Here is a 10,935-nt window from a genome sequence, read left to right as displayed (position 1 = left end):
CCGCGCGCCTTGGGCGCAAGCGGCCGGGGCTTACTTGCCGCGGTTGATCGTGCCCATGTAGCTGTCATAGCTGCCTTCGGCAACACGGAACCAGGGCAGTTCGTTGTCGCGGAAGTTCTTCATGCTTTCGTAGACTTTCTTGAACACCGGGTTCTTGGCGCTCATTTCGTCGTACAGCTTGACCGATTCCGCAAAGCACGCGTCCATGACGGGCTTGGGGAACGATTGCAGCTTGGCGCCCTGGGCGATCAGGCGGCGCAGGGCGGCCGGGTTCTCGGCGTCGTACTTGGCGATCATGTCGTTGGTCGCCGCGGCCGATGCCTGCGCCAGGATGGCCTGGTAGTGCTTGGGCAGCTTGTTGTAGGCGTCCTGGTTAACGTACAGCGACACTTGCAGCGTGCCTTCCCACCAGCCCGGGTAGTAGTAATGCGGGGCCACCTTGTTGAAGCCCAGCTTTTCATCGTCATAGGGGCCGATCCATTCGGCCGCGTCGATGGTGCCCTTTTCCAGCGCCGGGTAAATGTCGCCGCCGGCGATCTGCTGCGGCACCACGCCCAGGCGCGACAGCACCGCGCCCGCGAACGCGCTGACGCGGAACTTCAGGCCCTTCAGGTCATCCACCGTCTTGATCTCCTTGCGGAACCAGCCGCCCATCTGCGTACCCGTATAGCCGCAGGGGAAGTTGACGATGTTGTAGGTCTTGAAGACGTCGCGCAGCAGCGACAGGCCGTCGCCGTGGCGCATCCACGAATTCATCTGGCGGGTGTTCAGGCCGAACGGCACGGCGGCGTCAAAGCTCAGGACCGGATCCTTGCCGTAGTAGTAGTACGACGCGCTGTGGCCGCATTCGATCGTGCCGTTTTGCACGCCGTCCAGCACTTGCAGCGCGGGCACGATTTCACCGGCCGGGAACACGCGGATGGAAAACTTGCCGCCCGTGGCTTCCGACACATACTTGGCGACGCTTTCCCCGCCCGAGAAAATGGCGTCGGCACTGCGGGGAAAGCTGGACGCCAGGCGCCAGTTCAGCGTGGGGGCTTCCTGCGCGATGGCGGGCACCGCCAGGGTGGCGCCGCCGGCAGCGGCTCCCAAGGTGGCTTTCTTCAAAAACGAACGGCGTTGCATGCAAGTCTCCCAACTTGGATAAAGTTCTTTTCCGGATCCTGGGGCGAATTGGTGGAGCCCCGTGGGCGCGATCCCATGGGTAACAAATGGTCGCGCTTTTGATTTTGGGTGCGATGCTATGGGAAAAATAATCCCGGGACGTAGCGGGAAAACCCTTGCCGTAAGTTTCGTGAAATTTTTATGCGACGCATCACTGGTATGACCAGCACGGCTTTGCGGCCCATGCCGTCGCCTTCTGCACGGGTATGAGGACCGGATCAGATGCCCGGCGGCGCGCGCGGGCGGCAAATAAAACAGCCGGTTTATATAACCAAAAAATATTTAGCGGGGCACGCCTTCCGCAGCCGCGCCCTAACCCTTGCCGGCATCGGGATACGTGCGGGGCTCGGGCCCCGGCTCCGGCCATTGCTGCGGCACGCGGCGCAGCAGTGCCGGGTCGTAGCCCAGCTTGCGCACCTTGTCCACCAGGCGCGCATAGTCGGCATCCGGCAAGGTGGGCGTGCGCGCCATGATCCAGACGTAGTCGCGCTTGCTGCGGCCGATGATCGTCTGCTGGTAGGCATCGTCCACATAGGCAATGACGTATTCCGCCTGGATCGGCCAAATGAATTGCATGCCCCACACGGCGTTGCCGGTGCCGGGCTGGACGGTGCCTTCGGGCCGCATCGTCTTCACCTTGGCGTCAAAGCCGCCGTGGCGATACCGGAACGTAGTCTGGATACCGCCGTCGGGCCGCAAGGCATAGGTTTCCACCGCGTTGAACGACGCGCGCTCGGGCCAGGTCGGAATGCCGGCGATCACGTACCAGTCGCCCATGAAGCGCGCGATGTCCACCTGCGCCACGGGCGGCATCGGCGTGGGGCTGCCGCAGCCCGTCAAGGCGGCAAGCGCCGCCATCCCGGCAACACATAAGGTCTTGCGCATGGGCTGTGCCCTCCTTCAGTCTGGCCGCGCAAAGCGGTAGTGGGCCACCATCCAGGCCTGCCCGTTCTGATAGCCGAACAATTCGGCGCACGCCATCCAGAATAGGCGCCAGCGGTGGAACCACAGGCGAGCCAGCGGCGCGCCGTAAGCCTTTTCCAGCACGGTCAGCACGTCGGCGCGATGGGCGTCCTGGTTGGCCAGCCAGTGGTTCGCGGTGCGCTGGTAGTGGCTGCCGTCAACCAGCCAGCGCGCTTCAATGCGCAGGTCGCCCTGGAACCACAGCAAGGTGTCGGCCGACGGCATGATGCCGCCCGTGAAGAAATGCCGGCCCATCCAGTTGCCGTCGCCTTCGGTCTCAAACGGGTACATCAGGCTGCGGTGCGCAAACAGGTGGACAAATAGCTTGCCACCCGGACGCAGCCATGACGCGATGCGCGCCAGCAGAGCCTGGTAGTTACGCATGTGCTCGAACATTTCCACGGACACGCAGCGGTCGAAGGTCTGGGGATGCAGTTGCAAGGTGTTGACGTCGCAGGTGATGACATCCACGTTGTCCAGCCCGCGCGCGCGGCATTGCGCGTGGATGTGCTGGCGCTGCGAGGCGGAGTTCGACACGGCGGTGATGCGCGCCGTCGGGTAGCGTTCGGCCATCCACAGGGTCAGCGAACCCCAGCCGCACCCCAGTTCCAGGATGCGCTGGCCGTCCGCCAGTTCGGCGCGCAGCCCATAGAGCTCCAGCATGGCGGCTTCGGCCTGGTCCAGCGTTTCGCGGCCCGTGGCGTAGTAGCAGCCGGAATACTTCAACTGCCGGCCCAGGCACAGCGTGAAGAATTCCGCGGGCAATTCGTAGTGCTGGGCGTTGGCTTCGTCGGTGTGAATGGCCACGGGGCTGGCGCGCAGTTCATCGATCAGCTGGTGATAGCGCCGCGCCTGGGCGGCGGGGCCCCCGGCGGTTTCGTCGCGCAGGCGCTGCGCGCACAGGCGCCGGATGCCCAGGCGCAAAAGCGCATCGGGCACCAGGCCGCGTTCAGCCAGGCCCAGCAGTCCGGGCGCGGCCCGGTCGGAAGCCAGGCGGGATTCAGTCAAAGCGGCGGCGTTCATGATTATTCCCCTGGAGTCGGTGTGCGGTGATGCGCGGCGCAATCGCGCTTCGGAAACCACGGAAACAGCATCGGCGTGGTGCGTTGGTACCGGCGATAGTCTTCGCCCCGGCTGCGCAGCGCTTGCGCCTCGGTGTACGGAATGCCGCTGATCCAGCGCAGGAAGAGGTACATGGCGACGGGGCCCACCCACGCCAGCCATGCCAGGCTGCTGCCCGCCGCCAACGCCACGTAGCTGAACCAGTGCAACCATTCAAAGAAGTAGTTGGGGTGCCGCGATACGCGCCACAGGCCGACACGGCAGGTGCGGCCACGGTTGGCCGGGTCGGCGCGAAAGGCGTCCAATTGGCGGTCGGCCACGGTTTCGCCCGCCACCGACACCGCCCACACCAGCACGCCCAGCCACGCCCAGGGCGTCATGCCGGGCACGGGGTTGGCGGCCACCGCGATGAAGGGCAAGGACATGAAGACGACCAGCCCCGCCTGCGCCAGGAAGAACAGCGCGAACTTGCCCTGGCTGCCGTGCCAGTGGGCGCGCAGGGCGCGGTAGCGGCCGTCTTCTTCGCCATGGCGCACGCGCTTCCAGATGTGCAGCGCCAGCCGTCCCGCCCAGATGCCGCCCAACACGGCCAGCAGCACGCGCGGGGTGGCTGCGCCGGGGCCGGTCAAGGCCAGCAGGACGGCGGCCGCGGCCATGCCGGACGCCCACATCGCGTCAACAATGCCCGCGTTGTCATGGCGCCGCTGCCACAGCCAGCCGCCGGCCATCAGCAGCACGGCCACGGCGGCCACCATGAGGGCTTGCATGAGGGCAAGCATGGCGAACGGCATGGCGGAAAGCATGCCGCAAGTCATGGCGCCGTCCACCGCGCCGATGCCGGCGTGGCCCCGGGCCGGGCCAACAGCAGGTGCGACACGCCGATGGCGCGTTCGCGAAAGCCGCCTTCGCAGTAGGCCAGATAGAACTCCCACAGGCGGATGAAGCGGTCGTCAAAGCCCTGCCCCCGCACCGCATCCAGGTTGCCCATGAAGCGCTCGCGCCACGCTTTCAGCGTGCGCGCGTAAGACAGGCCAAAGTCCTCCAGATGCACCAGGCTAAGGTCGCTGGCGCGCGTCTTCGCTTGCAGCATTGCCTGGATGGACGGCATGAAGCTGCCCGGGAAGATATGCCGCTTGATGTAGTCCACCGCCTTGAGCGCCTGCGCATAGCGGTGGTCTTCGATGGTGATGGCCTGGATCAGCGCCACGCCATCGGGCCTGAGCAGTTGCCCCACCTTGCCGAAGTAGGCGGGCAAGTAGTCGGCCCCGATCGCTTCGATCATTTCAATGGACACCAGCTTGTCGAACTGGCCGTGCAGGTCGCGATAGTCTTGCAGCAGCACGTCCACGCGGTATTGCAGGCCGGCGCGCCGGATGCGTTCGGTGGCCAGCGCGTGCTGCTCGCGCGAGATCGTCGTGGTGGTGACGCGGCAGCCGTAGTGGCGCGCCGCGTGCAGCGCAAAACCGCCCCACCCCGTGCCGATCTCGACCACATGCTGGCCGGGTTGCAGGTCCAATTTGCGGCAGATCACGTCCAGTTTGCGGGTGGACGCCTGCTCCAGCGTGTCGTCCTCGCCCGCCCACATGGCTGACGAATACATCATGTCGTGCGACAGGAACAGGCTGAAAAAGTCGTTGCCCAGATCGTAGTGGGCGGCAATGTTGCGGCGGCTGCCGGCGCGCGTGTTGCGCCGGCACGCGTGCAAGGCCCGCATCGCCACGCCGCCCAACCGCGCCACGCCGCCCTCCATGCCGTCGAGCAGGCCGCGGTTGCGCACCAACAGGCGGATCAGGCCGGTCAGGTCGTCGCATTGCCAATGGCCGTCGCCATACGATTGGCCTCCGCCCACGCTGCCGTTGGCGGCGATGGCGCGGTAGAACGCCGGATCGCGCACGCGCAGGCGCAACGGGCGGCCCGCCCAGGCGCCCTGCCCGCCCAGTTCGACGCTGCCCATTGCGTCGTCAATCACCAGTCGCCCGTCTTGCAATGGCCCCAGTTGGCCCAGCAAGCGCCGACGCAACAGGCGCTCGGTCAGCGACAAGGGCTGCGCGGCCTGCGGCGCGCAAGCCTTGTCCAGCGCCAGGCGCTCGGAGTCAGTGGGGGATCTCATCGGTCTTCTCCTGGTTCGGAGGGTTAAACGCAGGGGTTTCGGTGGGCGTCGCAATTCCCGGCTGCGTGCGTGGATGCCGTATATACGTAGGCCCGGACGCATTGGATTCATCGGGGAAAACCCGCAGCAGCTGGCGGGAATGCGCCCCCTGCGCTACTTGACCGCGCTATGGGGCCGCCCGCAGCGTCACGGGCACCCGGGCGGCCTGCAAGGCGGCGGACAGGCCTTCGGTATTGCGATGGGGGTTGACCGTGGTGTCCGCCGCCATAGAAGAAGACCGCGACGGGCGGTTCCGCACGCCGGGTGGCGCGTAGATATCCAGGCGCTGGCGCGCATCGGCGCCATAGGCCACGTCGGCCACGATGCGGCCGGCGTTGTCGGGGCGAAAGGGATGCCTAGGCTTTGCTCATCAACTTTTTCCAGCCTTCCAGGCCGAGCTTATTCATCGTGTCGATGTTCTTTTCATAGATTTCCGAGGCGTCCGGAAACGACTCCACCGCGCGGTCGATGCTGTCTTCCCGCAGCAGGTGCAGGATCGGGTACGGCGCGCGGTTGGTGTAGTTCTCGATATCGTCGGGCTTGGTGTCGGCAAACTGAAACTGCGGGTGGAACGTGGCCACCTGCAATTCGCCCACCAGGCGCATGCGCTTGAGCAGGCGGTCGGACAGGTCCTCGAAATCGTTGAAATCCAGGAAGTCGTCCAACGCGTCGGGAATGATCAACAAGGTGGTGTCGATCTTCTCGGGGTCGGTCTCGGCCAGCAGGGCAAGCTCGTCCTGCAAGTCGGTCAGCACCCCTTCGGCGTCGGTGGCGTCGCTGACGGCAAAGCGGATCTGGTCCTTGACCTGAACCGCCTTGGCGAACGGGCATAGGTTCAGGCCGATCACGGCCTGCGTCAGCCAGTGGCGGGTTTCAGCCACCACGTTGGCATAAGCGTCGGAAGTCGAAATCATGCCGGCATGGCCGCCATGGTTTGCGCAACGGCGGCCGTCAGCTTCTTGCCATAGGGCACGTGCAGGAATTCATTGGGGCCGTGCGCGTTGGACTTGGGCCCCAACACGCCACACACCATGAACTGCGCCTTCGGAAAGCCCTTTTGCAGGATGCTCATCAGCGGAATCGTGCCGCCCTGGCCGATATAGCCGCAAGGCTGGCCGTAGTACTGCTGCGAGGCGGCGTCCAGCGCCTGCGTCAACCACGGCACGGAGGCCGGGGCGTTCCAACCGGTGGCGGCGCCTTCGTTGGCCTTGAAGATGACCTTGGCGTTGTAAGGCGCGTCGGCTTCCAGCAGTTCCTTGATTTCCTGCGAGGCGGCCACGGCGTCGATCAGCGGCGGCAGGCGCAGCGACAGCTTGAACGCGGTGCGCGGGCGCAGCACGTTGCCGGCGCTGGACAGCGGCGGCAGGCCTTCGGCGCCGGTCACCGACAAGGTCGGGCGCCACGTGCGGTTCAGCAACGCTTGTTCGGGCTCGGTCGTCATCGGCAGCACAAAGCCGCCCTCGGCACCGCAGCTCCAGGGGAAACGGCGCCACACTTCGTCGCCCAGAATGCGGGCGGTGGCCGCCACCTGTTCCACGCGTTCGGCGGGAATTTCGCAATGCAGGCTTTGCGGCAGCAGGCGGCCGGTGGCGCTGTCTTCCAGGCGGTCGAGCAGATGGCGCAGGATGCGGAACGACGACGGCACCACGCCGCTGGAATCGCCCGAATGCACGCCTTCGTCCAGCACCTGCACTTCCAGCGTGCCCGACACCATGCCGCGCAGCGACGTGGTCATCCAGAGCTGGTCGTAGTTGCCGGCGCCCGAATCCAGGCACACCACCAGGGCGACGTTGCCCAGGCGGTCGCGCAGCGCGTCCACGTAGGGCAGCAGGTCGTAGCTGCCCGATTCCTCACAGGTTTCCACGATGCCCACGCAACGCGGGCGCGGAATGCCTTGCTTGTCCAGCGCCATGATGGCGGTCAGCGAGGCGTACACGGCGTAGCCGTCGTCCGCGCCGCCACGGCCGTAAAGCTTGCCGTCTTCGTACTTGGGCGTCCATGGGCCCAGGCCCGCGCGCCAGCCCGAAAATTCCGGCTGCTTGTCCAGGTGGCCGTACAGCAACACGGTGTCGCCGTTGTCGCTGCGCGTGGCGGGCGCGTCAAAAAAGATGACGGGGGTGCGGCCCGGCAGGCGCACCACTTCCAGCTTCAGGCCAGAGACCTTCTGCGCTTCGACCCAGGCGGCGGCATCGCGCACCACGCGCTCGATGAACGCGTTCTTTTCCCAGTCGGCGTCAAACGCCGGGCTCTTGGCCGGGATGGCGATGTAGTCGGTCAGCGCGGGGATGATCTCGTTGTCCCACTTGTCGTCGACAAACGCCTGGAGGGCGTCGGGATCAAGGGTGGGCGGCAGTGCGTCGTCGGGGATACGGGCGTTCATGGCGCGGAATCCTGTAGGGTGCGTGGGTGCGGGATGGGGGTAATCCGGTATTTTATGCCCGCGGCCGGCATCGCGGGGCGCGGGCGAGGCGAAGGCGGCCCCGGCTCGCCCTCATTTATTGCAGGCCCCACCCGGCGTCGCCCCGCCCCAAGCCCGTCATCGTGCCGCGTACGCCTCGATACGCCCCCACACATCGCGCGCCAGGGATTTGGCATTGTCTACCGATTGATAAATTCGGATTTCCATATGGATGTCATTGCGGGCGCTATCCGCGCGCACCAGCGTCCCGGCGCGCAGGTCCGATTCGATCAACGTGTGCGGTAGCCAGGCCAGCCCGAAGCCTTGGCGCGCCATGGCGTGTAGCGCGTCGGCCAGGTCCGATTCGTACATCGTCTGCAACTGCCCGATCAAACACAGCCCCCGCAGCCGATCATCCAGGATGCGTCCCAACGACATGCTGTCGGCATAGGCCAAAAATGGCACGGGCGGATCGGACGGCAGCTTGGGCACGGCATAGCGCGGGTGCCGGCCGCCCGCCGCCACCGGCGCGCTGACGGCGACCAGCTTGTCGGCGCCCACTCGGCGCCAGCGGTAGCCGGGGTTGTCGATCTTTGCGTACAGCGGCTCGTGCGCATGGCACAGCAGAAAGTCCACTTCGCCGTCGGCCAGCATGTCCACCCCGTAGTTCAGCGTGGTGGTGACCACCTTGAGCTGAAACGCGGCCATGCCCTGCTGCACGCGGGCCATCACGCCGGGCAGCACCGAATGCGCCAGCGTCTTGCCCGACGCGATGGTGATTTTCCGATTGCGTTCCTGCTCGGGCTTTTGCAGCGCCTGGCGCGTGTCGCGCAGGATGTCCAGCACATCAATCGCCGCCGCCAGCATGCTGCGCCCGGCCGCGTTCAGCGTCGACACCTGATGGCCGCGTTCCACCAGCGGCACGCCCGCCCATTCCTCCAGCGCCTTGATACGGCGCCCGAACGCCGGGTGCGTCACGCTGCGCGCCTCGGCGGCCTGGAACATATTGCGCGACTTCGACAGCGCCACGAAGTCTTCCAGCCATTTGGTGTCCATCGGGTTCTTCTCCGGGCAAGCGGTGATTCATCTGTGCCGATTTGGCACAGGCGTTGCGCATTTTGCACAAGGCAGAAACATCTGGCAACTAACATCCCGGCATCGACTTCTGGAAAACCCTGATGCCCGACTCCCCCGTCTTGCTCAAGTCCATCCGCAGCCATTTCGTGGGCGGCGCCGAGGCCGTGGCCGGCGGCGTGCCCATGCAGCAATTGCAGGTCGTCGACAACGCGCCCCGCCTGATCGACATGAACGGCGGCTACCCCGTCGGCCAGCTGTACGTGCAGGAATACCGGCTGGCCCAGCCGCGCCATCCCTACCCCGTGCTGCTTTGGCACGGCGGCGGCATGACGGGCGCGCAATGGGAAAGCACGCCGGACGGACGCCAGGGCTGGCTGTGGCGGCTGCTGCAATCGGGCTATGACGTGTTCGTGTCCGATGCGCCCGAACGGGGCCGCGCGTCCTGGGCCATGTACCCGCAGGTGTACGACAGCGCGCCCATCTTTCGGTCCAAGGAAGAGGCGTGGCGTCTGTTCCGCATCGGCTCGGAAGCCGGCTATGCGCCGGCCGGCCAGCCGCGCCGCGCGTATCCCGCGCAGCAATTCCCGGTTGATGCTTTCGACACTTTCGCCAAGCAGTTCGTGCCGCGCTGGCTGACGCATGGCGAGATGGCGCTGGACGCCTACCGCGCCCTGCTGGACCTTACCGGCCCGTGCATCGTGGTCGGGCACAGCCAGGGCGGTGGATACGCCACGCAGTTGGCCCAGGAATACGCCAGCACGGTACGCGCCGTGGTGGCCCTTGAACCCACCGGCACGCCCGCCGCCGCCGCCCCCGGCCTGCCCCCGCAACTGCTGGTGTGGGGCGACCACTTCGGCGCCGACGACACCTGGCAGCGCTACCGCGCGCAAACCGACGCGTACTGGGCGGCGCTGCGCGCGGCCGGCCAGCGCGCCGACGTGCTGGACCTGCCCGCCACCGGCATCGCCGGCAATTCCCATTTCTGCATGCTGGACCGCAATAGCGACCAGATCGCCGAATTGATCGTCGATTGGCTCGCTCGCAGCCTCGACTAACCTTCGCCTGGAGACACTGATGACTTTCAAGAAAACCACCATCGCGCTTGCATTGCTGACCGGCGCCACGCTGGCCGCCGGCGCCGCGTCGGCCCAACAAGCCGCCTACCCCGCCAAGCCCGTGCGCCTGATCGTGCCGTTTGCACCGGGCGGCACCGCCGACATCATCGGCCGCGTGTTCGCCGCGCAGCTGGGTACCGAACTGGGCGCCACCGTGGTCGTTGAAAACAAGGCCGGCGCGGGCGGTTCGATCGGCACGCGCTTCGTGGCAGACTCCGCGCCGGACGGCTACATCCTGCTGCTGGCGTCGTCCAGCACCCACGGCACCAACCCGGCCGTGTACAAGTCGCTGACGTATGACGCCGTGCAGGACTTCACCGCCATCACGCAGCTGGTGACGGTGCCCGGCGTGCTGAGCGTCACCAAGGACTTTCCCGCCACCGACCTGAACGCGCTGATCGCCGCGTCCAAGGCCAGCCCCGACAAGTTCACCTACGCCTCGTCCGGCGCGGGCGGCCTGGGCAATTTGGCCATGGAACTGATGAAGTCGATGACCGGCGCCAAGCTGATGCACATCGCCTACCGTGGCGCGGGCCCGGCGTTCACCGACGTGATCAGCGGCCAGGTGTCGATGATCTGGGAACCGGTGCCGGCGTCGTTGCCGTACATCAAGGGCGGGCAGATCCGGCCCATCGCCATCGCGGCCGACGTGCGTTCGCCCGAACTGCCCGACACGCCGACCTTCAAGGAAGCCGGCCTGCCGCGCTACGAAGCCAACGCCTGGAACGGTTTGCTGGCGCCCAAGGGCCTGCCGGATGATGTGAAGAAGGCGCTGCACGACGCCTCGGTCAAGGCGCTGAACACGCCGGAAGTGAAGGCCAAGCTGGCCAGCCTGGGCGGCACGGTGGTGGCGGGTTCGTCGGACGCGTTCCAGCAAGTGATCGCCAGCGACGTGAAGAAGTGGAAGAACGTCGCGGCGGACGCCAATATTCAGCTGGATCAGTAAGACGAAATGAGAAAAGCGCCCCGAGGGGCGCTTTTCTTATTGGCCGACGGCGGTGTCGCGG

General features: G+C 66.3%; 11 protein-coding genes. 2 read left to right on the top strand and 9 right to left on the bottom strand.

The features are described from left to right. Window positions 1–30 precede the first annotated feature (30 nt). From ACNPP0_RS27800 to ACNPP0_RS27760, 9 genes are all read right to left on the bottom strand, one after another. Window positions 31–1,125 carry a TRAP transporter substrate-binding protein gene (locus tag ACNPP0_RS27800; protein ID WP_046806934.1) on the bottom strand — a complete coding sequence of 365 codons (1,095 nt, stop codon included), beginning with the start codon at window positions 1,123–1,125 and terminating at the stop codon, window positions 31–33. Window positions 1,126–1,476: 351 nt separating this feature from the next. After that, a complete protein-coding gene (locus ACNPP0_RS27795) occupies window positions 1,477–2,049 on the bottom strand; it encodes a lipocalin family protein (protein ID WP_332608513.1) in 573 nt (190 codons plus the stop codon). A 15-nt stretch (window positions 2,050–2,064) separates the two neighbouring features. After that, window positions 2,065–3,150 carry an SAM-dependent methyltransferase gene (locus tag ACNPP0_RS27790; RefSeq protein ID WP_448707692.1) on the bottom strand — a complete coding sequence of 362 codons (1,086 nt, stop codon included), beginning with the start codon at window positions 3,148–3,150 and terminating at the stop codon, window positions 2,065–2,067. A 2-nt stretch (window positions 3,151–3,152) separates the two neighbouring features. Further along, window positions 3,153–3,992: a DUF1295 domain-containing protein gene (locus tag ACNPP0_RS27785; protein WP_448707691.1), complete on the bottom strand. Its 840-nt coding sequence runs from the start codon at window positions 3,990–3,992 to the stop codon at window positions 3,153–3,155. An 8-nt stretch (window positions 3,993–4,000) separates the two neighbouring features. After that, window positions 4,001–5,299, bottom strand: a complete 1,299-nt coding sequence (locus tag ACNPP0_RS27780; RefSeq protein WP_448707690.1) for a class I SAM-dependent methyltransferase — start codon at window positions 5,297–5,299, stop codon at window positions 4,001–4,003. A gap of 166 nt (window positions 5,300–5,465) precedes the next feature. Continuing rightward, window positions 5,466–5,660 (bottom strand): hypothetical protein, encoded by a 195-nt coding sequence (locus ACNPP0_RS27775; RefSeq protein ID WP_332608517.1) that lies wholly within the window; start codon window positions 5,658–5,660, stop codon window positions 5,466–5,468. Window positions 5,661–5,694: 34 nt separating this feature from the next. Continuing rightward, a complete protein-coding gene (locus ACNPP0_RS27770; protein ID WP_332608518.1) occupies window positions 5,695–6,252 on the bottom strand; it encodes a DUF1415 domain-containing protein in 558 nt (185 codons plus the stop codon). Continuing rightward, the gene (locus ACNPP0_RS27765; RefSeq protein WP_046806938.1) at window positions 6,249–7,718 is read right to left on the bottom strand and encodes a M20 family metallopeptidase; all 1,470 of its coding nucleotides are present in this window, start codon (window positions 7,716–7,718) and stop codon (window positions 6,249–6,251) included. Before ACNPP0_RS27765 ends, ACNPP0_RS27770 begins: the two co-directional genes overlap by 4 nt. Before the next feature lie 156 nt (window positions 7,719–7,874). Next, on the bottom strand, window positions 7,875–8,792 hold the full coding sequence (locus ACNPP0_RS27760; protein ID WP_332608519.1) for a LysR family transcriptional regulator: 918 nt from the start codon (window positions 8,790–8,792) through the stop codon (window positions 7,875–7,877). Between the two features lie 122 nt (window positions 8,793–8,914). Here ACNPP0_RS27760 and ACNPP0_RS27755 point away from each other — a divergent pair, with 122 nt between their 5' ends. Both ACNPP0_RS27755 and ACNPP0_RS27750 read left to right on the top strand, forming a co-directional pair. Then, window positions 8,915–9,868 carry an alpha/beta hydrolase gene (locus ACNPP0_RS27755; RefSeq protein ID WP_332608520.1) on the top strand — a complete coding sequence of 318 codons (954 nt, stop codon included), beginning with the start codon at window positions 8,915–8,917 and terminating at the stop codon, window positions 9,866–9,868. 19 nt (window positions 9,869–9,887) lie between these two features. Further along, the gene (locus ACNPP0_RS27750) at window positions 9,888–10,874 is read left to right on the top strand and encodes a Bug family tripartite tricarboxylate transporter substrate binding protein (protein WP_332608521.1); all 987 of its coding nucleotides are present in this window, start codon (window positions 9,888–9,890) and stop codon (window positions 10,872–10,874) included. Window positions 10,875–10,935: the final 61 nt, after the last annotated feature.

The organism is Achromobacter semiaridum (assembly GCF_053543755.1).
The sequence above is the reverse complement of the archived record's forward strand: the minus strand, read 5'-3'. Positions and strand labels throughout refer to the sequence as shown.